The sequence below is a fragment of the Streptomyces sp. NPDC034099 genome (assembly GCF_055575415.1).
On sequence record NZ_JBVISR010000013.1, the window covers coordinates 82,226 to 107,970 of the forward strand.

Consider the following 25,745-nt stretch of genomic DNA (forward strand, 5'->3'; position numbering starts at 1 on the left):
GCCATGCCACGGGCGAGCCGGGCCGCCGCTCGGGACGCGGGCGAGTCGGGTCACCCCTCGGGCAGGTCCGCGGTGGCCCCCCGAGCCCGGACTTCCGGGGTACTCAGCGGGCCGCGGCCCGGCGCAGCACGTCCGAGGCGACGCCGCCGGTGCGTGGTGGCGGGGGCGGCGCTTCCGCCGTGGCGAAGGGCTCCGGCGCCGACGCCGCGTTGGGCCGACGCCCGCCGCGGCCCTCGCCGAGGACCTGCCAGCCGTCCCGGGTCAGCGTGATGTACGCGCCGCAGCGCAGCCCGTGCAGTGTGCAGGCGTCCCGCAGCCCCCACATCCACGCGCCGTCCTCCTGCGTCCAACGCGCGTCGCCCTCACGGCAGTAGAGCAGCACGGCGGTGCGCACGGGAGTGCGGCGCCGCAGGTCGTGCGGGATGACCCGGCGCAGCTGGGAGAGCAGTGCGTTGCGGAACATCCAGCCGTCGGCGGGGGAGCGGCGGCTGGTGAACGAGGCGCTGGCGCGCAGTCGTTCGTCCGGGTCGAGTACGGCCACGACCGCCGTCGCCGGTTCGGGGCGGTGCCGCGAGTGCAGTCCGGAGACGACCTCGCGAGGATTGCGCAGCAGCGGGATCCCGGCGGCGGCCCACTCCGCCGGTTCGAGCATGCGAGTGGCGGAAGCGGCGGACGACGAAAGCGAGGCCGCCGAGGACGGAGCGAATCCGAAGGTCACGTTCCTCCCTTCGGCTACGCGCCCATACTGCGGGCAGGGTCGGATTCGGGGAGCGCGCACCGCAGCGAAGCCCTGCCGGGTCACGGAGGGGCCGTGCGGGGAGCGGACTTCAATTCTTCCTGTCGAACTGGGATGCGGCAACGAGCAATTGAGCCCGAGGACCCATATCGGCTGATGTGCGTCCTATATCCCTACCCGGAGTGTCTCCGGACGACGCATGGGGCACGGCACGCGTCGCGGTCCGTTCCGGATTCGCGGATTGTCAGTGCCATCGGGTTGCATGGGGGCATGGACCACGTGGAACTCCGTACCGAAGCCGATGCCGTCCTCGCCGAGCTCCTCGGCGATCGTGCGGGCGCGGCACGGCTGCGGGAGGATCAGTGGCAGGCGGTGGCGGCCCTGGTGGAGGAGCACCGGCGCGCTCTGGTGGTGCAGCGCACCGGCTGGGGCAAGTCGGCCGTGTACTTCGTCGCCACGGCCCTGCTGCGCCGGCGTGGCGCGGGGCCCACGGTGATCATCTCCCCGCTGCTGGCGCTGATGCGCAACCAGGTCGAGGCGGCCGCGCGGGCGGGGATCCGGGCGCGCACGATCAACTCGGCCAACCCGGAGGACTGGGAGACGATCCACGGGGAGGTCGAGCGGGGTGAGACCGACGTCCTCCTGGTGAGCCCGGAGCGCCTCAATTCCGTGGACTTCCGCGATCAGGTGCTGCCGAGGCTCGCCTCCACCACCGGTCTGCTCGTGGTGGACGAGGCGCACTGCATCTCCGACTGGGGCCACGACTTCCGCCCCGACTACCGCCGACTGCGCACGATGCTGGCCGAGCTGTCGGCCGGGGTGCCCGTGCTGGCCACCACCGCGACCGCCAACGCGCGGGTCACGGCCGACGTGGCGGAGCAGTTGGGCACGGGAGGCGGGGACGCCTTGGTGCTGCGGGGGCCGCTCGACCGGGAGAGCCTCCGGTTGGGCGTGCTCGAGCTGCCGGACGCGGCGCACCGGCTGGCGTGGCTGGGAGAGCGGCTGGGAGATCTGCCCGGGTCCGGGATCATCTACACGCTGACGGTGGCGGCGGCGGAGGAGGTCGCGGCGTTCCTGCGCCAGCGGGGCTACCCGGTGGCCTCCTACACGGGCAAGACGGAGAACGCCGACCGGTTGCAGGCGGAGGAGGACCTGCTGGCGAACCGGGTGAAGGCGCTCGTGGCGACCTCGGCGCTGGGCATGGGCTTCGACAAGCCCGACCTGGGGTTCGTCGTGCACCTGGGGTCGCCCTCGTCCCCCATCGCCTACTACCAGCAGGTGGGACGTGCGGGGCGTGGGGTGGACCACGCGGACGTCCTGTTGCTGCCGGGGCGGGAGGACGAGGCGATCTGGGCGTACTTCGCCTCGGTGGGCTTCCCGCCGGAGGAGCAGGTCCGGCGCACGCTGGCGGTGCTGGAGGAGGCCGGGCGGCCGATGTCGCTCCCGGCGCTCGAGCCGCTGGTGGACCTCCGCCGTTCGCGGCTGGAGACGATGCTCAAGGTCCTGGACGTGGACGGCGCGGTCAAGCGGGTCAAGGGCGGCTGGACCGCCACGGGGCAGACGTGGACCTACGACGCGGAGCGGTACGCGTGGGTGGCCCGACAGCGGCAGGCGGAGCAGCAGGCCATGCGGGACTACGTGGCGACCACGGGGTGCCGGATGGAGTTCCTGCAGCGGCAGCTCGACGACGAGAAGGCGGCCCCCTGCGGTCGGTGCGACACCTGCGCCGGTCCCTGGCTCGACCCGGCCGTCTCCTCCGCGGCCCTCGCGGCGGCGGCGGGCGAGCTGGACCGTCCGGGCATGGAGGTCGAGCCGCGCAAGATGTGGCCGACCGGGCTCGCCGCGGTGGGGATGGACCTCAAGGGCCGCATTCCCGCGGGTCAGCAGGCGCTCACCGGACGGGCACTGGGGAGGCTGTCGGACATCGGCTGGGGCAACCGTCTGCGGCCGCTCCTGTCGGCGCAGGCGGCGGACGCCCCGGTCCCGGACGACGTGCTGCGCGCCGTCGTGACGGTGCTGGCCGACTGGGCCCGCTCGCCGGGCGGCTGGGCCACCGGCTCCCGCGACGCGGTGGCGCGGCCCGTGGGCGTCGTCGCCATGCCCTCCCGCACTCGCCCCCAGCTGGTCGCCTCACTGGCCGAGGGAGTGGCGCGGGTCGGCAGGCTCCCGCTGCTGGGCAGCCTCGCCCACACCCCGCACGCCGACGAGTACGCCGCCCACCGCAGCAACTCCGCCCAGCGGCTGCGCGCCCTCGCCGAGTCGTTCACCGTGCCCGGCGAACTCGCCACCGCCCTGGCCGGTACTACCGGCCCGGTCCTGCTCGTCGACGACTACAGCGACACCGGCTGGACCCTGGCCGTGGGCGCACGCCTCCTGCGCCAGGCCGGTGCCGACGAGGTACTCCCGCTCGTCCTGGCCCTGGCCGGTTAGGGGTTCCGGTCGGTTCCGGTCCTCGGAGCCGGTCCGGGAACGCACAAGGTGACGTGTTCCTGCGGACAGTTGTCCACAGGCAAAGCGGAGCCTCCCGATCCGCGAGATCGTCGAGCCATGACGAACCACAGCGAAACGACTGGATCCTCCGAGAACGGTGACATCTCGCAGGTCGCACAGCCGGGTCGGACGCACGGCGCACCGCACGAGGGCCCCGCCGACGAACACCAGGTCACCCTGCGCACCCCCGCCGAACTCGCCGACGCCCTGCCGTACCTGCTCGGCTACCGCCCCGAGGACAGCATCGTCCTGGCCGCCCTGCGCGACAGGGACGGGCGGGGCCGGTTCGGCGGCCGCGCACGGCTCGGCATCCCGGCGAGCCCGGACGACTGGGCGGGCGCGGCCGGGCAACTGGTCCACGGTCTGGTGACCGGAAGCGAGCGGCGCGGGGTGCGGCCCGAGCAGATGGTCGCCTACCTCTGCCGGGAACCGGGCCGGGGCGAGACCGGCAGGGACGTGATGGAGCGACTGCGGCCGCTGGCCCAGAAGCTGCGCGTCGAGTGCGGCGCCCTGGACATTCCCGTCGTCGAGGCACTGTGCATCTCGGACGGACGCTTCTGGTCGTACTGCTGCGACGAAGATGCCTGCTGCCCGGCCGATGGCCTCCCGATGGGACTGCCGGGCACGTCGGTGCTGGCCGCCGCGGCCACCTACGCCGGTATCCAGGTGCGCGGCTCGCTCAGTGAGCTGCGGGCCAGGATGCTGCCCAGGGAGGACGCGGCGGCGGTCGAGCAGGCGGCGGCCCTGGACGCGGCCGCCGCGGTGCTGGTCTCCCGGATCCTCGACGCCGACGGCCGCGCGGAGGTGGCCGAGGAGACGCTGGAGGCGGCGGAGCGGCTCATGCGACGTCTCGCCGAGGCCCCGCCCGTGTCCGGCGTGCCGGCCGAGGACCTGCGTGACGACCAGCTGCTGGGGCACGACGAGGCGGCGGCGTTGATCCTGGGACTCCAGGACCGTACGACACGCGACCGCGCGGCCGCATGGATGGAGGGCGACGAGGCGGCCCCCGCGATGCGCCTCTGGCGGGCCCTGGCCCGGCGCTGCGTCGGGCCGTACGGCGAGCACGCGGCCGCGCCCCTCACCCTCGCGGGCTGGGTCGCCTGGTCCACCGGTGACGAACTGGAGGCGCGGGAGGCACTGGCCATGGCCCTCGGCGCGGACCCCGACTACCTCTTCGCCCGGCTCCTGCACCAGGCGTGCAACGAGGGTCTCGACCCCGAGTCGATCCGCCGCTGCCTGCGCGAGGGCAGGGAAGGCGGCGCGGGCGCGGAAGCCGCCACCGCGGACGACGACGCACACGGCGGTCCGTCCGGGGGAGGTGAGACGGCCCGGTCCTCGGCGGCCTCATCTCCCGGCGGTCGGCGTCGCACCCGCTCCCTCTCCATGCCGTCCCCTGGCGTCCGACGCCGCCCGAGGGCACAGGACCGCGAGCCCGGCACCGTGACCCCGCGTCCCCGCACTGGCTCGGGGGCCGGGCACCCCGGGACCGCGCGGACGGACCGGACCCGCCCGCCCGCCTCGGGAACGCCGGTCACAGGCCGGAAGGCGGCCCGCCCGGACGGGGCGGGTACGGCGAGGGGCGGAAGCCAAGGGGACGCCGAGTGCCCCTGAGACGTGTGGCCGCGGACTCGGGGATGTGCGCGGGTGCCACGGGTCGCCCTGCCCGCCGACGTCGTGGTCCTGACCTGGTGCGACGCGTCCTCGCACGGCGCGCGGGAACGGGCGGTGAGGCACAGGCCGGAAGGAAGTGGATCAGTACCCGAAGCGGTTGGCGAAGGGAGTGTTTATCGTCAGGCAGACGACTATGATCGCCGCATGCCCTACGACCCGTCAGCCTTTCCGCCCTTCGCCGTCACTGTGGACCTGGTCGTGCTGACCGTGCGTCGTCACTCCCTGTGCGCGCTGGCGGTGCGCCGGGGAGAGCCTCCGTTCCAGGGCCGGTGGGCCCTGCCCGGCGGGTTCGTACGGGCGGACGAGGACCTGGCGCAGGCGGCGGCGCGGGAGCTGGCCGAGGAGACCGGGCTGTGCGTCCACGACCCGGCCGCGCCCAACCAGGACCACGGCGCCCACCTGGAGCAGCTCGCGACCTACGGTGACCCCGAGCGCGACCCCCGCATGCGGGTGGTCAGCGTCGCCCACCTCGCACTCGCCCCCGACCTGCCCGCACCGCGAGCGGGCGGCGACGCCAGCAACGCCCGCTGGGCACCGGTCGAGGAACTGCTGGAACAGAGCGGCTACGGCCGGGCCGGCGAGGCGGTGGCGCCGCTCGCCTTCGACCACGCCCGGATCCTGGCGGACGGGGTGGAGCGAGCCCGCTCCAAGATCGAGTACTCGTCCCTGGCCACCGCCTTCTGCCCGCCCGAGTTCACGGTGGGCGAGTTGCGCCGTGTCTACGAGGCGGTGTGGAGCGTGGCGCTCGACCCTCGCAACTTCCACCGCAAGGTGACGGGCACTCCGGGCTTCCTCGTCCCCACCGGCGGGACGACCACCCGCCAGGGCGGCCGTCCCGCCCAGCTCTTCCGCGCGGGCGGCGCGACCCTCCTCAACCCCCCGATGCTCCGTCCCGAGGTGTGACGCCGGGCCCACATGATGCCCGAAAAACCGGATATCACACGCTATTCTGCTACAGGTGATCCAGGCCTTCGGACTGACCAGCAACCCCCGCAAGGAGCTTCCGCCCGCCGTCGACGACGTCTCGTTCGAGGCGCGCGCGGGCCGCGTCACCGCACTGCTCGGAGCATCGGGCGCCGGCAAGACGACGGCACTCAGACTCATGCTCGAGCTCCAACAGGGCCGTGGTCTCACCTACTTCAGAGGCCGCCCCCTGCACCGCATCGCCCACCCCTCGCGCGAGGTGGGCGTGCTGCTGGGGGACGTTCCGGGCCACCCCGCCCGTACGGTGCGCGGCCATCTCCGCATGCTGTGCGCGGCGGCGGGCGTTCCCGTCAGCCGGGCGGATGAGGTCCTGGAGTCGGCCGGTCTCCAGAACCTGCGCGACGAACGCCTCGGCACCCTCTCCCGCGGCATGGACCGACGCCTCGGACTGGCCTGCGCGCTGGTCCCCGACCCGCACACCCTGGTCCTCGACGACCCCGCCGGCGCACTCTCCGTCCAGGATGCCCGACGGTTGCACGACGCACTGCGTGCCCATGCCGCCCAGGGCGGCACGGTCCTGTTCAGCACGGCGGACCCCAAGGAGGCCGCGCGCGGCGCCGACCACGTCGTCACGCTGGAGCGGGGCAGAGTCGTCGCCGACCAGGAGGCGGCGGAGTTCTCCCGTACCCGGCTGCGGCCCCGCGTCGCCGTACGCAGTCCGCACGCCGCCCGTCTCGCCGCCCTGGTGACGAAGGAGGCCCGCACGGCACGCCGTTCCGTCGAGGTGGTCCGCGAGGGCGGCAACCGGCTCGCGGTCTACGGCAGTACGTGCGCCGACATCGGTGAGACGGCTTTCCGGCACGGGATCCTCGTACACCAACTGGCCGACGAGGTAGGCGACATGGGCCCCGGAGCCGGTGGGATTCCGGCAGCCCGGCAGCAGGAGCGACGGCAGGCGGACGCCGATCGCGCGCAGGACGCCGAGAGGTCCGGCACGCCGCCCCCGGCACCCGCCACGGAGGAAGAGGCGGCCGCGGACACGGCCGGAGACCCTGACGGCTCCGCACCCGGTGCCGTCCTGCACAGAACCCCCGGGCCCCGCCAAGCCCTCGTCCCCGGCCACTGTCCAGGACCCCCCGGGCCGCCCGCACCCCACGCCACCCCGCACCACTCCAGCAGCCTGATCCCCGGCAGCGCGACGGCCCGGGAAACGGCCGCCACGCTTCCGCCCCCCATCTCCGTCCGCTCCGCCCCCAGCCCCCTCCGTCCGCTGCGCTACGAACTCCGTCGTGCGGCGGGGGTCCGTACCGGGTTCGTCACCGGTGCGGTCGTGCTCCTCGTGTCCGCCGTCACCGCCGTGATCCTGGCCCGTGTCGGACACACCCCGCAGCCGCGGCTCCTGGCCGCGTGGCCGCGGGAGCTCCCGCTGCCGCCCGCCGCACTCGGCGCGGGGCTGCTCGGCGCCCTCGCCTTCGGTGACGAGTTCCGCCACCCCGCCCTGGCGGCGGACCGCGGCACCGTGCCCCGCCGCATGGGCCTGCTGACCGCCAAACTTCTCGTCTCCGCCGCGACCGCACTGCTGCTGGCCGCCCTGACGGTGGGGTGCGACGCCGAGCTGCTCCGTCTCTTCTACGGCCCGGAGCTCGCGGAGGTCCCCGCCGACTGGCCCGCGCTGAGTGCCGGTTGGGCCGGACTCGTCGTCGGGTGCGCCTGGTCCGGAGTGCTCGCCGCAGGTGTCTTCCGCTCCACCACCGCCGGGCTGGCGGCAGTGGTCGCCGTCCCGGTCGTCGTCGTACCGCTCGTACAGAAGGTCTGGGCGGGCCCGTCCGTGCGGACGGCTGCCGGGTTCCCGATGCGGGTGCGCGAAGTCCTCCTGACTCAGTGGCCGTTCGGCGGTGAGCGGTATGTGGCCGAGATCCTGCGTGTGATCGCCCAACCGGTGAGCGGCGCAATGACGTTGTCGCTGACCGCTCTGCTCTGCGCCTATCTGCTCACGACCCTGCGCAGCAGGGTTTGACGCCCTTGTCTCACCCTTCCGTTCCGACCGTGTGCGCAACTCCCCGGGGAAAGCCCATTTCTTTCCGATAAGGCGTCAATTGCGACGGGGTGAGCGATCACCCTTTCGTGTGCTTTTCACCAAAGACCTCAAGGGAGTTGGGATCAGCGCCGACAAAGGATGCGTGAGTACCCTTGCGCACACCATGATGACCGCCGCCCGTTCCGCCGACTCCGGCCTCGCGAACCCGGGCGAACTCGACCGCTACCCGTACGCGGAGACGCCCTCCGTCGACCGCGTCGGGGCGCCCTCCTGGGAAGGGGTGGAGCCCGAGCTGGGCCGCGTGGGCCGGCGCACCGCGGGCAACCGTGGCCGCGGACTGCACGGGCAACTCGTCCAGCAGCTTGGCCAGATGATCGTTTCGGGCGACCTGGGTGCCGACCGCCCGCTGGTGCCCGAGGAGATCGGGCAGCGTTTCGAGGTCTCCCGCACCGTGGTGCGGGAGTCCCTTCGCGTGCTGGAGGCGAAGGGGCTGGTCAGCGCCCGTCCCAACGTCGGCACCCGGGTGCGCCCCGTCAGTGACTGGAACCTCCTGGATCCGGACATCATCGAATGGCGTGCCTTCGGCCCGCAGCGCGACGACCAGCGTCGCGAGCTGAGTGAGCTGCGCTGGACGATCGAGCCGCTGGCCGCGCGCCTGGCCGCCGGGCACGGACGTGAGGACGTCCAGCAGCGGCTCTCCGACATGGTCGGGATCATGGGCCACGCCATGGGGCAGGGCGACGCGCTCACCTTCTCGCGCGCCGACGCCGAGTTCCACAGCCTGCTGATCCAGATCGCGGGCAACCGGATGCTGGACCACCTCTCCGGGATCGTCTCCGCCGCCCTCCATGTCTCCGGTGGCCCGGTCACGGGCTGTGACCGGCCGAACGACGTGTCGCTCGCGCAGCACGGCAGGATCGTCGACGCCCTCGCCACCGGCGACGGCGCGGCGGCCGAGGCGGCCATGCGTCAGGTTCTGACCGTCCACCCCGAGGTGGAACGCGTGGTGCCCGCCCCTCGCGAGCACTGAGCGCTTCCGCCGGAACGGCGCGGTCCGGGCACGCCAAACCCCTCCTGTGGCAGTGGCCGGCCGCCGCCGTCACCGTCGGACCCCGCGGAGCCGCTGATGGTTCCGCGGGGTCCGACGGTCTGATGAGAGGCTGAGCCTTCCCGATGTGGCCGGAACGCATGAGTCGATGACCTTGTTCATCCGCATTTGACTGGTTTTGATCGCTTACGGGGTGTGACTCGGGCCACGCGGATTGGGCGTAACGCTCTTGGGAACAACACGATGACCTAAGAGGTGACAGCCGCGGAGGAATACGGACGCCGTTCACGGCGCTGTGCATCTCCCCGGCCCGCCCGCACCGTCGGCCCATCCCAAGCCGGTGGTCGGCCCCTGTCCGCCGTGGACGGGGCCGGAAGCCGTTTTTCAACGTTCCGAGAGGTTGTTCGTGTCGGCCAGCACATCCCGTACGCTCCCGCCGGAGATCGCCGAGTCCGTCTCTGTCATGGCGCTCATCGAGCGGGGAAAGGCTGAGGGGCAGATCGCCGGCGATGACGTGCGTCGGGCCTTCGAAGCTGACCAGATTCCGGCCACTCAGTGGAAGAACGTACTGCGCAGCCTCAACCAGATCCTCGAGGAAGAGGGTGTGACGCTGATGGTCAGTGCCGCAGAGCCCAAGCGCACCCGAAAGAGCGTCGCAGCAAAGAGTCCCGCCAAGCGCACCGCCACGAAGGCGGTCGCGGCCAAGGCGGTGACCAGCAGGAAGGCGACCGCTCCCGCCGCGCCGGCGGCGCCCGCCGCCGAGCCCGCCGTCGACGAAGAGGCGCCCGCCAAGAAGGCGGCGGCGAAGAAGACGACCGCCAAGAAGGCGACGGCGAAGAAGACCACCGCCAAGAAGACGGCGGCCAAGAAGACCACCGCCAAGAAGGAAGACGGCGAGCTTCTCGAGGACGAGACGACCGAGGAGCCGAAGGCCGCGACGGAGGAGCCCGAGGGCACCGAGAACGCGGGCTTCGTGCTGTCCGACGAGGACGAGGACGACGCTCCGGCCCAGCAGGTCGCCGCGGCCGGCGCCACCGCCGACCCGGTCAAGGACTACCTCAAGCAGATCGGCAAGGTCCCGCTGCTCAACGCCGAGCAGGAGGTCGAACTCGCCAAGCGCATCGAGGCCGGTCTGTTCGCCGAGGACAAGCTGGCGAACTCCGACAAGCTCGCGCCCAAGCTCAAGCGCGAACTGGAGATCATCGCCGAGGACGGCCGCCGCGCCAAGAACCACCTGCTGGAGGCCAACCTCCGCCTGGTGGTCTCCCTGGCCAAGCGCTACACCGGCCGCGGCATGCTCTTCCTGGACCTCATCCAGGAGGGCAACCTCGGTCTGATCCGCGCCGTGGAGAAGTTCGACTACACCAAGGGCTACAAGTTCTCCACGTACGCCACCTGGTGGATCCGTCAGGCGATCACCCGCGCGATGGCCGACCAGGCCCGCACCATCCGTATCCCGGTGCACATGGTCGAGGTCATCAACAAGCTCGCGCGCGTGCAGCGGCAGATGCTCCAGGACCTGGGCCGCGAGCCCACCCCGGAGGAGCTGGCCAAGGAACTCGACATGACCCCGGAGAAGGTCATCGAGGTCCAGAAGTACGGCCGCGAGCCCATCTCGCTGCACACCCCGCTGGGCGAGGACGGCGACAGCGAGTTCGGTGACCTCATCGAGGACTCCGAGGCGGTCGTCCCGGCCGACGCGGTCAGCTTCACCCTCCTGCAGGAGCAGCTGCACTCCGTGCTCGACACCCTGTCCGAGCGCGAGGCGGGCGTCGTCTCCATGCGCTTCGGTCTCACCGACGGTCAGCCGAAGACCCTCGACGAGATCGGCAAGGTGTACGGCGTCACGCGTGAGCGCATCCGCCAGATCGAGTCGAAGACCATGTCGAAGCTGCGCCACCCGTCGCGCTCCCAGGTGCTGCGCGACTACCTCGACTAGGTCGCGGCAGGCAGTACGAGCGGACGGTACGAGAAGACGGTACGAGTGACGGAGGCCCGGTCCCGCCCAGTGCGGAACCGGGCCTTCGCACTGGGCAGCGGGTGCGCGACACGGCGTGCTGGATCACTCTGGGTGTCTCATGACCACCTAGGAGTGAGGAGCCCGCATGCGTCGTCTCTTTGCCCGGACACTGGCCCGGCCGCTGGTGCTGGCGGCCGCGGCGACCGCGATACCGCTGGGGTCCGCCGCCCCCGCGGCCGCCGACAGCATCGTCGTCGGAGGATTCCCGGTCGAAGTGTCCGACAGCCCGTGGACTGTCGCCCTGTCCAGTCGTGACCGGTTCGGGGGTACGCGGGCGGGGCAGTTCTGCGGGGGAGTGGCCGTCGGCCGGACCACCGTGCTCACGGCCGCCCACTGCCTGGGGGAGGGGGTGCTCGGGTCGCCGCCGGAGCAGGTGGACGACCTGAAGGTCATCGCCGGCCGGACCGACCTGCTGTCGGACCAGGGACAGGAGATCCGCGTCCGCTCCGTGTGGGTGAATCCGGAGCACGACGACGGCAGCAACGCCGGCGACTTCGCGGTGCTCACACTCTCCGAAGCGCTTCCCGCCGGCTCGGTCATAGGGATGGCGGCGGAGGGCGACCCCGCCTACACACCGGACACGGGGGCCCTCGTCTACGGCTGGGGGGACACCTCCGGCGCCGGCGACTACGCGAACGGCCTGCACGCGGCCCGGGTGCGCGTGCTCCCCGACGCGTCCTGCGAGCGGGCGTATCCGGGGAGCGACGACGGGCGGTACCTCCCGAGCACCATGCTCTGCGCCGGGGAGGAGACCGGTGGCCGCGACGCCTGTCAGGGGGACAGCGGAGGACCACTGGTGGGCCGGGGGAGGCTCATCGGCCTGGTGTCCTGGGGGAGCGGCTGCGGGCGCCCGGGCAGTCCCGGGGTGTACACGCGGGTCTCCTCGGTGCTGCGGACGCTGGGCTGGGACGGCGCGGCCGTGCGGCAGCGCGGGGGCGTCTGACAGCCGCTGAGAGCCTTCAGGGCACGAGCACGGGCGGCCGCCTCCGGAATCCGGGGGCGGCCGCCCGTTCATCGGCCTGTGCCGATTCGGCTCGTCGTCGGGCGCGTTGAGTCAGCGCTCTTCCTCGGCGGAAGATGCCGGAACGGCCGTCAGCCGCTCCGTCTCGTCCTGTATCTCAGCGGCGATCTTCTTGAGTTCCGGCTCGAACTTGCGACCGTGGTGGGCGCAGAAGAGCAGTTCTCCGCCGCTCAGCAGGACGACGCGCAGATATGCCTGGGCGCCGCAGCGGTCGCAGCGATCGGCGGCCGTCAGCGGGCTTGCGGAAGTCAGAACAGTAGTCACGTCGCCTCTTCTCTAGCTCGACGAGCTGTCGTACCAGGGTCAACATCCAACCAGCCCCAAAACGTTCCCGCTCGTGGCTTTTCCTCGAAAAAACTTTCCGAGGGGCCGGCTGTTGCCGATTGGCGGCGAATGTGCCGTATTGCGTGTCTCTGTGTCGTACGGGTTCGCGCGGTCGGTCAGGGTCGGTCCCGCCGGCTGGGTTGCCGGTTTGTTCATGAGGACGTGCCCGGAGCCTAAATGGTTCATGCCTCGAAGGGAACGTGATGTGTACTTCACCCCATCGAGGGATCGAACAGACATGCGACCCTGGACTAGGGTGAGTGCGTGACGAGGGTGGCGTTACAGCGGCTCTACCAGGGCTCGGTACCCTCTGACCGGTGAACCGAGCCACGCCCTTACCCAGCGGGGCCCCATCTGAAATTCAGCGAGGAGCGAACCGCGTGACCGCCGAGACATCCGTGCCGTCCACTGCGCTGCTGGCAGGAGCAGACCGGGACGGGTCCAACTACACCGCGCGGCACCTGCTCGTCCTCGAGGGGCTCGAGGCCGTGCGCAAGCGTCCGGGCATGTACATCGGATCCACCGACAGTCGCGGTCTGATGCACTGCCTGTGGGAGATCATCGACAACTCCGTCGACGAGGCCCTGGGTGGTTACTGCGACCACATCGAGGTGATCCTCCACGACGACGCCTCGGTGGAGGTCCGGGACAACGGCCGGGGCATCCCGGTCGACGTCGAGCCCAAGACCGGCCTGTCCGGCGTCGAGGTCGTCATGACCAAGCTGCACGCCGGCGGCAAGTTCGGCGGTGGCGCCTACGCCGCCTCCGGTGGTCTGCACGGTGTCGGCGCCTCCGTGGTGAACGCCCTGTCCGCCCGCCTGGACATCGAGGTCGACCTCGGCGGGCACACCCACGCCATCAGTTTCCGCCGCGGAGTCCCGGGCGCCTTCGCGGGAGCGGGCCCGGACGCCAAGTTCGACGCCGGGAGCGGGCTGCGCAAGACCAAGAAGATCCCCAAGAGCCGCCGCGGTACACGCGTGCGGTACTGGGCGGACCGGCAGATCTTCCTCAGGGACGCGAAGCTCTCCCTGGACACCCTGCACCAGCGGGCCCGCCAGACCGCGTTCCTGGTGCCCGGACTGACCATCGTCGTCCGGGACGAGTTCGGTCTCGGCGACGGCGGCAGCAAGGGTGAAGAGTCGTTCCGCTTCGACGGCGGCATCAGTGAGTTCTGTGAGTACCTGGCCAGCGACCGGCCCGTCTGCGACACCCTCCGCTTCAGCGGGCAGGGCAGCTTCAAGGAGACGGTCCCCGTGCTGGACGACGACGGTCAGATGACCCCGACGGAGGTCACGCGCGACCTGGGTGTCGACGTCGCGATGCGCTGGGGCACCGGGTACGACACCACGATCAGGTCGTTCGTCAACATCATCGCCACGCCCAAGGGCGGCACCCACGTCGCCGGCTTCGAGCAGGCGGTGGCGAAGACGATGAACGAGGTGCTGCGCACCAAGAAGATGCTGCGCGTCGCCGAGGACGACATCGTCAAGGACGACGCCCTGGAGGGCCTGACGGCGGTCGTCACCGTCCGGCTCGCCGAGCCGCAGTTCGAGGGCCAGACCAAGGAGGTCCTCGGCACCTCGGCGGCCCGCCGGATCGTGAACAACGTGATCACCAAGGAACTGAAGGCGTTCCTGACCTCGACCAAGCGCGACGCGGCCCAGCAGGCGCGCGTGGTCATGGAGAAGGCCGTCGCCGCGGCGCGTACCCGTATCGCGGCGCGCCAGCACAAGGACGCCCAGCGTCGCAAGACGGCCCTGGAGTCGTCGTCGCTGCCCGCGAAGCTCGCTGACTGCCGCAGCGACGACGTCGACCGCAGCGAGCTGTTCATCGTCGAGGGCGACTCCGCGCTGGGCACGGCCAAGCTCGCCCGCAACTCCGAGTTCCAGGCGCTGCTGCCGATCCGGGGCAAGATCCTCAACGTCCAGAAGTCGTCCGTCACGGACATGCTGAAGAACGCCGAGTGCGGGGCGATCATCCAGGTCATAGGGGCGGGCTCGGGCCGCACCTTCGACATCGACGCGGCCCGCTACGGCAAGATCATCATGATGACCGACGCCGATGTGGACGGCTCCCACATCCGCACCCTGCTGCTGACCCTCTTCCACCGCTACATGCGGCCGATGGTCGAGGCCGGCCGGGTGTTCGCCGCGGTGCCGCCGCTGCACCGCATCGAGCTGGTCCAGCCGAAGAAGGGCCAGGACAAGTACGTCTACACGTACTCGGACCGGGAGCTGCGCGACAAGCTCATGGAGTTCCAGAGCAAGAACATCCGGTACAAGGACTCCATCCAGCGCTACAAGGGCCTCGGTGAGATGGACGCCGACCAGCTCGCGGAGACCACCATGGACCCGCGCCGCCGCACCCTGCGCCGGATCAACCTGACCGACCTGGACTCCGCCGAGCAGGTCTTCGACCTGCTGATGGGCAACGACGTCGCACCCCGCAAGGAGTTCATCTCCAGCTCGGCGGCGACACTGGACCGGTCGCGCATCGACGCGTGACCACGCTCAGTCGTCGGACCGGGCCCGGGAGCGAGAACCGGGTCCGGTCCGGCGTATGCGCGGCACGCCTCCCGCGCCTTCCACACCGCCGTCCCGGACCGTCGCCGTCTCCACCCCCGGGTGGAGCGCCGGAGCGGGAGCGGCTCCACCCATGATCCACCCGGGCTCCGATCCCGTGACCTCGTACTTTCCGTAACGTCGAAGGCGTCGGCGGGGCCCCCGTCGGCATCACCCTTCTTCCGCTCACGGAGGCATGATGTCCGGGCTCCTCGACGCGTTGGCCGTCACGGCGGTGGTCGGCCTGGTGATCACCCGGCAGTTCCGCGCCAGTCGGATCGACACCGGCCGACGCTGGTGGGTGCTGCCCCTGGTGCTGGGCATCGTCGCGCTGCGTGAACCGGGCATGATCGACGCCCATCACCAGACGGCCGCCGTGCTGCTGCTCGCCGCCGAGATGATCGTCGGCCTGGTCACCGGTCTCGGCTGGGCCTGGACCACCCGGATATGGGTCGAGGCCGACGGCGGCGTCTGGAGCCGGGGCACCCGGGCGAGCGTCGCGGTGTGGGGCGTCGGCATCGCGCTGCGCGCCGGCCTCTACGGGGTCGGTGCGGCCCTGGGGGTGCGGCAGGACAGTTCCGCCCTGCTGCTCGCCCTCGCGGCGACCCTGCTGGTCCGGTCCGGCGTCCTGGCCTGGCGCGTTCAGGCCGCCCGTCCTTCCGGAGCCCCCGGCGCCGCGTACCGTGACGCCGTGGCCCGTCCCGCCTGGAAGGAGCCCGCGTGACGGAGAACGTCTGGACGAGGTGGCCTTCCAAGGAGGCCCTCCTGCCCGAGAGCGTCTCGCGGCCCCGCAGGCTGCTCGCCCTGGCGGTACGGCTGCTGGTCTTCGGGATGCTGCTGTGGGGAGCGTTCACCAGCAGCCGTCTGCACGGGTGGGGCTCGCTCGCGGCGGCTGTCGGCCTGGTGGGCGCCGTGTGCGCGGCGTGGGCCTTCTTCCGGACCACCCTCGCGCACCGGTTGTGGCCGTCCCTGGCACTCGTCACCGTGCTGCTCGCCCTCGCGGTCGCCGCCCAGTCCTTCGGCTTCGGAGTCCCCGCACTGGTCATCTGGTGCGGCTGCGCCGTGGTGGCCCTGGAGCGGATGCCCATCGCCGCCGCGCTGCCCGTGTCCTCGGTCGCGCTGGCCTCCTACGCCGTCGTCAGCGACGACGCATGGCTGACCACGGTGGCGACGGCGGGCGGACTGGCCCTGGCCGGATACGTCCTGCGCCTCGACGCCGAGGCACGGGGGAGCGCGCAGCGGCTGCTGGCCCAGGAGCGAGCCGCCCGGGCGGCCGAGGCGGAGTCCGCGGCACTCGCGGAGCGGGCCCGCATCGCCCGGGAGATCCACGACGTACTGGCGCACAGCCTCTCGGCTCAGATGGTGCACCTGGAGGCGGCCCGGTTGCTGATCGAGCGGGACGCGGACCGGCAGCAGATCCTGGACCGGGTGGTGGCGGCGAGGGGGATGGCCCGCGACGGACTCGCCGAGACCCGGCAGGCGCTGTCCGCGCTGCGCGGCGACCTGACGCCGCTGGAGGACTTCCTGTCTCAGCTCGTCGAAATGGCTGAGGGCTCCGCGGAGGTCACCATTACGGGGGAACGCAGACCGCTGCCGGCCGAGGCGTCACAGGCGGTGCGCAGAGTGGCCCAGGAGGCCCTGACGAACGCCCGCAGGCACGCTCCCGGCGCCGGCGTGCGGGTGCGGCTGGACTACGGCGCCCACGAAGTGACGCTGGACGTGCGGGACTCGGGAGGCCCGCCCGGCGAAGTCACCGGCGGCGGAGGTGGGTACGGTCTGCTGGGCATGCGGGAGCGTGCCGAGTTGCTGGGCGGCTCGTTGCGGGCAGGTCCGGGCGAGGAAGGGTTCGTGGTGACGTTGAAGGTGCCCGTATGACGCGGGAGTCCGGGGAGATGCCCGCGCGGGTGGTGGTCGCGGACGATCAGACCGTGGTGCGGGAGGGGATCGTGATGCTGCTCGGGCTCCTGCCCGGCGTCGAAGTCGTGGGCGCCGCCGGTGACGGCGAGGAGGCGGTCCGGCTCGTCGCCGAACTCGCACCGGATGTGGTGCTGATGGACCTGCGCATGCCCAGATGCGACGGGGTGGAGGCCACCCGCCGGATCCGGTCCGAACACCCGGGGACGCAGGTCGTCGTGCTCACGACGTACGCGGACGACGAGTCGGTGTTCCCCGCGTTGCGGGCGGGGGCTCGCGGCTACCTCACCAAGGACGCGGGCGGGGACGAGATCGTCCGGGCGGTGCACGGCGTCCTGTCCGGAGACGCGGGACTGGCGCCGAGCATCCAGCGGCGGCTGCTGGAGCGCCTGTCCGAGTCCGAGCCGCGGCGCGCGGGACCGCCCGAGCCACCGGACGGGCTCACCGCCCGGGAGACCGAGGTGCTGGTTCTCATCGCCGAAGGGCTCAACAACCACCAGATCGCGAGCCGGCTGCAGGTCTCCACGGCGACGGTGAAGACCCACATCAACAACCTGTTCGCCAAGGCGGGCATCAAGGACCGTGCTCAGGCGGTGCGTTACGCCTATGGCAAGGGGCTGGTGCGGCCACCTGGGGGATGAATCACCTGATGGGGTGAAGTGCCTGGGGAAGAAGAGTCGGGGATCTTCCCGTTCTGTCCATCCTTGGGCATGCAGTCAAGCAACGATCGGTCCCGCGGCGCCGGGGGCGGTCCCGAGAGCGCGGCCGACCACCGCGCGGTGCCGGGCAGGGCCTACGTCGAGACGGCCCCCGGCGCGCCGTACGACGGCCCGCCGTACGACGACCCGTGGTACGACGCCCTGGCCTCCGGCTGGGGCGAGTCGGCCGGCCCCTCAGCCCCCGAGCCGGCGGTGCCGCCGATGCGTCAGGACGCCCCGGCGCAGCAGCTCCGGGCCGCGGCCGACGTGTACCTGGAGGTCCAGCGCAGCGCGGCCTTCCAGGAGGTCCGCAGCCGGTACCGGAGGTTCGTGGTACCGGCCGTCGCCGGCTTCTTCCTCTGGTACGTCGCCTACGTGGTGACCGCCACGTCGGCGCCCTCCCTGATGGCCCGGCCGGTGGCCGGCGCGGTGAACGTGGCGATGGTCGCCGGCCTCGGGCAGTTCCTCACCACGTTCCTGCTCACCTGGGCCTACGCCCGGCACGCCCGGCTGCGCAGGGACCGAGCCGCGCTCGAACTGCGCTGGGACACCCAGGAGCTGACCCGCGGGACACGGGGCGGTGCGTCGTGACGGGAGACCATCAGACGCTGGCCCTGCTGCTGTTCAGCACGTTCGTCGCCGTCACGCTCGGGATCACCACCTGGGTGGGCCGCCACCGGCAGGGGTCCGCGGAGGAGTTCTACGCGGGAGGCCGCCTCTTCTCACCGATGGAGAATGGTTTTGCCATCTCCGGCGACTACATGTCGGCCGCGTCCTTCCTCGGCATCTCGGGACTCATCGCGCTCTACGGCTACGACGGCATGCTCTACTCGGTGGGCTTCCTGGTGGCGTGGCTCGTGGTTCTGTTCCTCGTCGCCGAACTGGTCCGCAACTGCGGACGGTTCACCCTCGCCGACGTCGTCGCCGCCCGGATGAGGGAGCGGCCGGTGAGGATCGCGGCGGGGACCTCCTCGGTCACCGTCTCCGTCCTGTACCTGGTGGCGCAGATGGTGGGTGCGGGCAGCCTGGTCGCGCTGCTGCTGGGCGGGACGAGCGAGGCGGCGCGGACGTGGACCGTCATCGGCGTCGGCGCCCTCATGGTGATCTACGTGTCGCTGGGCGGGATGCGCGCCACCACCTGGATCCAGATCGTGAAGGCGGTGCTGCTGCTCGGTGGCACCGTGGCGCTGACCACGCTCGTCCTGGTGCGCTTCCACGGCGACGTCGACCGGCTGCTGCGCACGGCGGCCGAGCGCAGCGGCCACGGTGAGGCATTCCTCGCGCCCGGCCTGGCGTACGGCGGGGACTGGGTCTCCCGCTTCGACTTCATCAGCCTGGGGCTCGCCCTGGTGCTGGGCACGGCCGGGCTGCCGCACATCCTGTCCCGCTTCTACACCGTGCCCACCGCCCGGGCGGCTAGGCGGTCCGTGGTCTGGTCGATCGGCCTCATCGGCGGCTTCTACCTGATGACGATCGTGCTCGGGTTCGGTGCCGCCGCCCTGGTCGGGCCGGACGCCGTACGCGCGTCCAACGCCGCCGGGAACACGGCGGTGCCGCTGCTCGCCCTCGACCTGGGCGGCGGCGCGCAGTCCACCGGCGGGACGGTCCTGTTCGCGGTGGTCGCCGCCGTCGCGTTCGCCACCATCCTCGCGGTGGTGGCCGGCATCACCCTGGCGTCCTCGGCGTCCGTGGCTCACGACCTGTACGCGTCTTTGCGGCGCCGCCGCTCCGAGCCGCGCAGCGAGGTCGCCGTGGCGCGGGTCGCCGCCGTCGGCATCGGCGCGGTCGCGATCGGGCTCGGACTGCTCGCCCGAGACCTCAACGTCGCCTTCCTGGTGGGCCTCGCCTTCGCCGTGGCCGCCTCCGCCAACCTGCCGGTGCTGCTCTACTCGCTGTTCTGGCGCGGCTTCACCACGCGCGGCGCGGTGTGGGCCGTCTACGGCGGTCTGGTGCCGTCGGTGGTGCTCGTGCTGCTGTCCCCGGTGGTCTCCGGCAGCCCGCAGTCGCTCTTCCCGGGCCTCGACTTCCAGTACTTCCCGTTGCAGAACCCTGGGCTCGTCTCCATCCCGCTGGGCTTCGTCGCCGGCTGGCTGGGCACGGTCACCTCGCCGGAGGAACCCGACGAGGCCAGGCACGCCGAGACCGAGGTGCGGGCGCTGACCGGGGCGGGGGCCGTGTAGGAACGGCCGAGCGGCGCCGTAGGTCCCCGCGTCCCAGGTGTCCAGCGGTCGTCTCAGGTGCGGGTCGCCCACGCGTAACGGTGCTCGGGGCGGCCCGCCTCGCCGTACTTGAGGGTCAGCACGGCCCGTCCGGTGCGTTCCAGCAGCTTCAGATAGCGCTGCGCGGTCTGGCGGCTCACGCCGGTCCGTTCGGCGATCTCCTGGGCGGAGAGCGGCCCGTCGGCCTTCAGCAGGCACTGGCGTACCAGCTCGGCGGTGGTGGGGGAGTGGCCCTTGGGCAGCCCGGGTTCGGAGGGTGCCGACAGGGCGCCGAAGATCCGGTCGACCTCGGCCTGTTCCGCCTCGCCGCCCCCGTCGAGGGTGCGGCGCAGCTCGGCGTAGGCCTCCAGTTTGGCGCGCAGGCCGGCGAAGGCGAACGGTTTCACCAGGTACTGGAGCGCCCCCTGACGCATCGCCGCCTGGACGGTCGACACGTCCCGGGCGGCCGTCACCATGATCACGTCGGTCTGGCGCCCCCGCCGCCGCATCTCCCGGACGACCTCCAGACCTGTCCGGTCGGGCAGGTAGTGGTCCAGCAGGATCAGGTCGAGGCGGGGCAGCCGCTCCACCGCGGACAGCGCCTCCAGCGCGCTGTGCGCCTCACCGGCGACGTGGAAGCCCGGCACCTTCTCGACGTACGCGGCGTTGACGCGCGAGACCCGCGTGTCGTCGTCCACGACCAGGACCTCGATCATCGGGCCTCCTCCTCGGCGGCGGTGGGCACAGGGGCGGTGAGGGCGGGTTGCGGGGACGGTTCGGTCAGTGCCTCCGGGAGGACGACGACGAACTCCGCGCCGCCGCCGTACGCCTCCCCGACGGTCGCGCTGCCACCTTGCCGTTCGGCCAGGCGGCGCACCAGCGACAGCCCGATGCCGCGCCCGCGGTGTGCCGGTGACTCCTTGGTGGACCAGCCCGCGGTGAACACCAGCTCCCGGTGGTCCGCCGGAATCCCGGGACCCGTGTCGCGCACCGTGAGCGTGGCGGCGCGCCCCTCGGCACGGAGTTCGACCTCCACGCGCGCGTGCGGTGTCCCCGCGGCGGCGTCGAGGGCGTTGTCGACCAGGTTGCCGACGATCGTCACGAGCCCCCGGGGATCGACCAGCAGGTCCGGCAGCCGCGTCCGGTCCGAGACCCACAGGGCGACTCCGCGTTCGGCCGCGACGGTGGCCTTGCCGACCAGCAGGGCGGCGAGAAGCGGGTCCTGGATCCGCTCCGTGATCTGTTCCGCGGTGACCCGGTGGTCGCCGACCACCTCGCCGACGAACTCCACGGCGTCGTCGTACATCTCCAGTTCGAGCAGGCCCAGCAGGGTGTGCATGCGGTTGGCGTGCTCGTGGTCCTGCGCGCGCAGCGCGTCGATCAGGCCGCGTGTGGAGTCCAGCTCCCGGCCGAGCTGCTCCAGCTCGGTGCGGTCGCGCAGCGTGGCGACGGCCCCGCCGTCGTCGGTGGGCATCCGGTTGGCGACCAGGACCCGCTGGCCGCGCACGGTCAGCAGGTCGGTGCCGGTCACCCGGCCGGCCAGGACGTCGGCCGTGCGCCCCGCCCCGAGGGCCTCGTCGGGCAAGCGGCCGACGGCCTCGCCGCCGATGCCCAGCAGGCGCTGCGCCTCGTCGTTGAGCAGACGCACCCGGCCGCCGCGGTCGAGCGCGACGACGCCCTCCCGGATGCCGTGCAGCATGGCCTCGCGCTCCGCCAGCAGCCCCGCGATGTCCGAGAAGGCGAGGTCACGGGTCTGCCGCTGCACCCGGCGCGAGATGATCCAGGACGCCAGGGCGCCGACGGCCAGCGCGCCACCGGCGTAAGCGAACAGGCCGGGGATGGCGTGGATCAGCCGCGCCCGGACGCTGTCGTAGGCGATGCCCACCGAGACCGCTCCGACGATCTCGCCGTCGCCGTCGCGCAGCGGCACCTTGCCGCGGGCGGAGCGGCCCAGGGTGCCGTTGTCGATCTCCATGACCTCCCGGCCGGACAGGGCCTGGCCGGGGTCGGTGGAGACGACCTCGCCGATCCGCTGGGGGTCGGTGTGCGACCAGCGCACGCCCTTGCGGTCCATCACGACGACGTACTCCGCCTTGGTGGCCTCGCGGACCCGTTCCGCCTCCTGCTGCACGGGGCCGTTCGCCGTCGGCCGGGTGGTGCGCAGGTCCCGTACGACCTGCGGCTGCTGTGCGGTGGTCTGCGCGATCGCCAGTGCCCGGCGCATCGCCTGGTCGTCCAGCTGGTCGCCGAGCGGCGCCAGGAACAGCCCGGTCGCGAGCACGGCGACGCCCGCGGCGATCGCCAGCTGCATCAGCAGCACCTGTGAGAACACCCGCCGCGGCAGGCCCAGGCGCAGTCGGCGTACGGGGGGAGTGGAGCTCATGGCCATGACGGTACGTGGGGCCGGTGGCCGGCCGTAGCGGGGTGTGGCGTGTATCTCCCGTGGGCGCGCGTATCTTCCGTGGGCGCGCGTATCTTCCGTGGGGAGTCAGCTCGCCAGTGCCGCCGTCATCGGCAGGGCGCGCACCGCGGTGACCTCCATCCGCGCCGGCGAGCCCAGCACCGACGCCCCGCAGCTCTCCGGCCGCGGTGGCGCCGACGCCCCCTGTACGACGGTGACCCGCCAGTGCCGGCCGTCCCGGTGCGCCAGGGTCACCTCCCAGCGCGGTGCGGCGCCGTCCGTGCGTACGACGGTCAGGGCCTGGGCCGTGTCCTCGCCGACGGCCGACCGCAGGGCCAGCTCGGCCGCCTGGCCCGGGCGCTCCCACGCGGAGTTCCCGCGGCAGCCCTCGACGACGATCCGGTCCTCCCGCGCGCTGTGCAGGATCTCCTTGACGGCGTGGGCCTGGACCCGGCCGTAGACGTATCCGTGGGGCAGGACGAGCACGGTCGGTGAGAAGCGGTGACCGCCCAGGTGGGTGACCTCCCAGACGCCGTCGGCCCCGGAGGCCGCGAGTTCGGCCGCGAGGGGCCTGCCGAGCAGGGCGCAGCACCGGTCGCGCTTGCCGTTGGTGCAGACGAGGGCGAGCGGGTCGCCCGTGTGGGGGCGGCCGTCCAGCACCGAGTCGAAGGTGTGGTGGTCGCCCCGGCCGAGCGCGGCGAAGTCGAGGCCGAGCAGCCGGCCGGGGTCCTTGATCGTGGTGCCGTGCAGCCACACGTTCCCCGGCACGGTGTGGGCCGCGTACACCGTGCGTTCGGTGGGCGTGCCCTGGTCCGCGTGACGGCCTGGGCGGCGTACGAGCGCGACGCGTACGCCCGTCCCCTTCACCGCCGCGTCGAGGGCGCGCCCCAGCGCGGTGTCCAGGTGGCTCGAGGTGAGCGCCTTGGCGCCCCACGGGCCGGGCTGTTCGAGCAGCAACCAGGTCCTCGCGACGGGTGCGGTGCCCGAAACGGGCTCGTCGAGGTCCCGGGAGACGGCTGAGCACGTACTCACAGAGGTGAGCCTAACCTGACTTGCCCCGTGACGACTTCCAGCCGCGCCTGAGCACTACTCCGGCAGTGGTCGCGGCGGCTTCGGACCCGAGTACAGCCCACTCGGCCGCATCCGCAGCGGGCGCTCCCCGTACTCCTCCAGCGCGTGCGCGATCCAGCCCGCCGTACGGGCCACCGCGAAGATCGTCTCGGCCGCGGTGGAGGCCATGCCGGAGGACACGGTGAGCACGGCGAGCGCCAGGTCGACGTTGGCGTGCAGCGGGGCGTGGCGGGCGGCGGTGGCCTGTACGTCCCGGGCCGCCGCGAGTGCGGGCGCCGCCCGGGGGATGTCCTCCAGGAGCGCGAACAGGGCACGCGCGCGTGGGTCCTCGCCGGGGTAGAGCCGGTGGCCGAGCCCCGGGATGCGCCGGCCGGCCCGCAACTCCTCCGCGACCACCGGCGCCGCGCTGCCCAGATCGAGTACCTCCAGCAGCATCCGGTGCGCGAGTCCTCCGGCGGCGCCGTGCAGCGGTCCCTCGATCACGCCGAGTCCGGCGGACACGGCCGCGTAGGCGTGCGCCCGTGCCGACGCGGCGACGCGCACGGCGAGCGTGGAGGCCGCCAGGTCGTGGTCGACGAGGAGGCAGAGCGCCGTGTCGAGGGCGCGCAGGGTCGGCTCGTCGGCGTCCTGCCCGCTGAGCCGGGTCCACAGCCGACGGGCGATCGGGTCCTGGTCGTGTCCGTCGCGCAGTACGGGGGGCAGCGCGGCGACGAGGGTGGGGATGAGGGCGCGCGCCGTGCCCAGGACCGCGTCCTCGGACAGGTCGAAGCGGAGCGGGTCCGTGACCGCCGCGGCGATCGCCGCGACGCAGAGCCGGTCGGCGGGGCCGGCGTGTCCGGGCAGGGCGTCGACGGCACGGCGGGCCACGGCCACGGAGGACTCGGGTACCGGGAAGGCGGCGCCGGGACGCAGTTGCCCGGTCCAGAGCCACTCGGCCACCTCCTCGTAGGTGTGGCGAGCGGCGAGTTCGACCGCGTCGACGCCCCGGTAGTAGAACCGGTCGCTCTCGATGAGCGTGAGGCGGGTGCGCACCGTCAGCTCCTGCCCGGCGGCCGAGGCCGCGCTCGTGCCGCCGTCGCGCCGGTTGCGCCGGGCGAGGGCCCGCACCTCGTCGGCGTCGAAGGTGCTGCCCCGGGAGCCGGGCGCGCGGCGGCTGCCGAGCTGGCCGCGGCTGACGTACGCGTAGACGGTCTCGGGCTTCACCCCGAGCAGGTCGGCCGCCTCCCTGGTGGTCAGGCGCCGCTCGCCGTCGGCGGTGTGGTCGGGCTCTTGATCGCGCATGAGGTCACCGTATCGATCGGAGGCGATTCGTGTTGAGTCCTTGGACGACTACATATTGACTCAATCAATATTGACAGACTTACAGTCAAGTATGGACAGTGGAGTCACGTCCGAGGAGGTAATCATGTCTGTCAACAGAACCGCAGCGGCCGCAACGCTTGTCGAGGTGCCGCGAGGGCTCGCCGGTGTCGTGGTGGCCGACACCGAGGTCGGCGATGTGCGAGGGCTGGAGGGCTTCTACCACTACCGCCAGTACTCGGCCGTCGAACTCGCGCAGAGCCGCGGCTTCGAGGACGTCTGGCATCTCCTGGTCCACGGGGAACTCCCCGACGCACGGCGCGGGGCCGCCTTCGCCGCCGAGACCGCGGCACTGCGGCGACTCCCCGAAGCGGTGCGCGCCGCCCTGCCCGCCATCGCCGAGGCCGGTGGACGCTCCGGCCCGCTCGCCGGAATGCGCACGGGCCTGTCCCTGCTGGGCGCGGCCCTGGGCTTCGGGCCGGTGTACGACCTCTCGGACGACCGGCGCCGCCGGGACACCCTGGTGGCCGCCGCGGCCGTGCCGACGCTGCTGACCGCGCTGCACCGGCTGGGGCGGGGCCTGGAGCCGGTGGAGCCCCGCGAGGACCTGTCGTACGCCGCGAACTACCTCTACATGGTGACCGGCGAGGAGCCGGACCCGGCGCGCACACGGGCGATCGAGCAGTACCTGATCTCCACCATCGACCACGGGTTCAACGCGTCGACCTTCACCGCGCGGGTCATCGCGTCGACGGGTGCGGATGTCGCGGCCTGCCTGACCGGTGCGGTGTCGGCGCTGTCCGGCCCGCTGCACGGCGGCGCGCCCAGCCGGGCGCTGGACACCCTGGACGCGATCGGCACCCCCGACCGCATCGACGCGTGGATCCGCGAACGGGTGCTCGCCGGTGACCGCATCATGGGCTTCGGTCACGCGGTCTACCGCACGGAGGACCCGCGCTCACGGATGCTGCGTGAGGTGGCGCAGCGCTTCGGCGGCCCGCGCGTGGAGTTCGCGGTCGAGGTGGAGCGGCAGGTCGAGGCGATCCTCGCGGAGCTGAAGCCGGGGCGCGAACTGCACACCAACGTCGAGTTCTACGCGGGCGTGGTCATGGAACTGTGCGGCCTGCCCCGCGAGATGTTCACGCCCACGTTCGCGGCGGCACGGGTGGTGGGCTGGAGCGCGAACGTCCTGGAACAGGCGCGCGACTCGAAGATCATCCGGCCGGCGGCCCGGTACGTGGGGCCGGGGGCCCCGGTGGGCGTGCCGGCGGTGGCCTGAGAAGCGCGAGCGGCCTGGTGCCGTTCGGGCGCCAGGCCTGGTCGGGGGAGCG

20 protein-coding genes are annotated in these 25,745 nt (G+C 72.4%); 14 read left to right on the forward strand and 6 right to left on the reverse strand.

All coding sequences use genetic code 11. The features are described 5' to 3' along the window. Positions 1-103 precede the first annotated feature (103 nt). Positions 104-718, reverse strand: a complete 615-nt coding sequence (locus tag ACZ56V_RS31200; RefSeq protein WP_398915184.1) for a hypothetical protein — start codon at positions 716-718, stop codon at positions 104-106. A 288-nt stretch (positions 719-1,006) separates the two neighbouring features. Between ACZ56V_RS31200 and ACZ56V_RS31205 the strand changes: the two genes are divergently transcribed. From ACZ56V_RS31205 to ACZ56V_RS31235, 7 genes are all read left to right on the forward strand, one after another. Further along, on the forward strand, positions 1,007-3,166 hold the full coding sequence (locus ACZ56V_RS31205; RefSeq protein WP_468946941.1) for a DEAD/DEAH box helicase: 2,160 nt from the start codon (positions 1,007-1,009) through the stop codon (positions 3,164-3,166). Between the two features lie 117 nt (positions 3,167-3,283). Then, positions 3,284-4,837 carry a DUF4192 domain-containing protein gene (locus tag ACZ56V_RS31210; protein WP_468946944.1) on the forward strand — a complete coding sequence of 518 codons (1,554 nt, stop codon included), beginning with the start codon at positions 3,284-3,286 and terminating at the stop codon, positions 4,835-4,837. Positions 4,838-5,041: 204 nt separating this feature from the next. After that, positions 5,042-5,800 carry an NUDIX hydrolase gene (locus tag ACZ56V_RS31215; RefSeq protein WP_104631088.1) on the forward strand — a complete coding sequence of 253 codons (759 nt, stop codon included), beginning with the start codon at positions 5,042-5,044 and terminating at the stop codon, positions 5,798-5,800. A 55-nt stretch (positions 5,801-5,855) separates the two neighbouring features. Beyond that, positions 5,856-7,838 carry an ABC transporter ATP-binding protein gene (locus ACZ56V_RS31220; RefSeq protein WP_398915178.1) on the forward strand — a complete coding sequence of 661 codons (1,983 nt, stop codon included), beginning with the start codon at positions 5,856-5,858 and terminating at the stop codon, positions 7,836-7,838. A gap of 163 nt (positions 7,839-8,001) precedes the next feature. Further along, positions 8,002-8,889 carry a sporulation transcriptional regulator WhiH gene (whiH, locus tag ACZ56V_RS31225; protein ID WP_356362736.1) on the forward strand — a complete coding sequence of 296 codons (888 nt, stop codon included), beginning with the start codon at positions 8,002-8,004 and terminating at the stop codon, positions 8,887-8,889. Positions 8,890-9,313: 424 nt separating this feature from the next. Then, positions 9,314-10,846 carry an RNA polymerase sigma factor gene (locus ACZ56V_RS31230; RefSeq protein ID WP_398915176.1) on the forward strand — a complete coding sequence of 511 codons (1,533 nt, stop codon included), beginning with the start codon at positions 9,314-9,316 and terminating at the stop codon, positions 10,844-10,846. Positions 10,847-11,012: 166 nt separating this feature from the next. Then, positions 11,013-11,870, forward strand: a complete 858-nt coding sequence (locus tag ACZ56V_RS31235) for a S1 family peptidase (RefSeq protein WP_398915174.1) — start codon at positions 11,013-11,015, stop codon at positions 11,868-11,870. 111 nt (positions 11,871-11,981) lie between these two features. Here the strand turns inward: ACZ56V_RS31235 and ACZ56V_RS31240 are convergent, their stop codons facing one another. Continuing rightward, a complete protein-coding gene (locus ACZ56V_RS31240; RefSeq protein WP_007445070.1) occupies positions 11,982-12,212 on the reverse strand; it encodes a DUF7455 domain-containing protein in 231 nt (76 codons plus the stop codon). 440 nt (positions 12,213-12,652) lie between these two features. Here ACZ56V_RS31240 and ACZ56V_RS31245 point away from each other — a divergent pair, with 440 nt between their 5' ends. From ACZ56V_RS31245 to ACZ56V_RS31270, 6 genes are all read left to right on the forward strand, one after another. After that, complete coding sequence (locus ACZ56V_RS31245) at positions 12,653-14,776, forward strand: DNA gyrase/topoisomerase IV subunit B (RefSeq protein ID WP_104631092.1); 2,124 nt, start codon at positions 12,653-12,655, stop codon at positions 14,774-14,776. 256 nt (positions 14,777-15,032) lie between these two features. After that, entirely contained in the window at positions 15,033-15,557 is a 525-nt protein-coding gene (locus ACZ56V_RS31250) for a DUF1453 domain-containing protein (RefSeq protein WP_467383476.1), read from the forward strand. Continuing rightward, positions 15,554-16,708, forward strand: coding sequence for a sensor histidine kinase (locus tag ACZ56V_RS31255; RefSeq protein ID WP_468946950.1), 1,155 nt, complete (start codon positions 15,554-15,556; stop codon positions 16,706-16,708). The genes ACZ56V_RS31250 and ACZ56V_RS31255 overlap by 4 nt, the downstream gene beginning before the upstream one ends. Beyond that, entirely contained in the window at positions 16,705-17,388 is a 684-nt protein-coding gene (locus ACZ56V_RS31260) for a response regulator transcription factor (RefSeq protein WP_468946953.1), read from the forward strand. Before ACZ56V_RS31255 ends, ACZ56V_RS31260 begins: the two co-directional genes overlap by 4 nt. 69 nt (positions 17,389-17,457) lie before the next feature. Next, on the forward strand, positions 17,458-18,036 hold the full coding sequence (locus tag ACZ56V_RS31265) for a DUF485 domain-containing protein (RefSeq protein ID WP_468946955.1): 579 nt from the start codon (positions 17,458-17,460) through the stop codon (positions 18,034-18,036). Then, positions 18,033-19,625: a solute symporter family protein gene (locus ACZ56V_RS31270; protein ID WP_356362750.1), complete on the forward strand. Its 1,593-nt coding sequence runs from the start codon at positions 18,033-18,035 to the stop codon at positions 19,623-19,625. The genes ACZ56V_RS31265 and ACZ56V_RS31270 overlap by 4 nt, the downstream gene beginning before the upstream one ends. A 53-nt stretch (positions 19,626-19,678) precedes the next feature. Here ACZ56V_RS31270 and ACZ56V_RS31275 read toward each other — a convergent pair whose 3' ends face one another. The 4 genes from ACZ56V_RS31275 to ACZ56V_RS31290 form a co-directional block, all read right to left on the reverse strand. Then, positions 19,679-20,359, reverse strand: a complete 681-nt coding sequence (locus ACZ56V_RS31275) for a response regulator (protein ID WP_467383404.1) — start codon at positions 20,357-20,359, stop codon at positions 19,679-19,681. Further along, positions 20,356-22,026, reverse strand: coding sequence for an ATP-binding protein (locus tag ACZ56V_RS31280; protein ID WP_467383402.1), 1,671 nt, complete (start codon positions 22,024-22,026; stop codon positions 20,356-20,358). Before ACZ56V_RS31280 ends, ACZ56V_RS31275 begins: the two co-directional genes overlap by 4 nt. Before the next feature lie 105 nt (positions 22,027-22,131). Beyond that, on the reverse strand, positions 22,132-23,076 hold the full coding sequence (locus ACZ56V_RS31285) for a sucrase ferredoxin (protein WP_468946963.1): 945 nt from the start codon (positions 23,074-23,076) through the stop codon (positions 22,132-22,134). A gap of 54 nt (positions 23,077-23,130) precedes the next feature. Next, positions 23,131-24,396, reverse strand: coding sequence for a citrate synthase (locus tag ACZ56V_RS31290; RefSeq protein ID WP_468946965.1), 1,266 nt, complete (start codon positions 24,394-24,396; stop codon positions 23,131-23,133). A 124-nt stretch (positions 24,397-24,520) separates the two neighbouring features. On the opposite strand from ACZ56V_RS31290, the gene ACZ56V_RS31295 reads away from it, so the two are divergent. Continuing rightward, positions 24,521-25,693, forward strand: a complete 1,173-nt coding sequence (locus ACZ56V_RS31295) for a citrate synthase/methylcitrate synthase (RefSeq protein WP_468946968.1) — start codon at positions 24,521-24,523, stop codon at positions 25,691-25,693. The last annotated feature ends 52 nt before the right edge of the window (positions 25,694-25,745 follow it).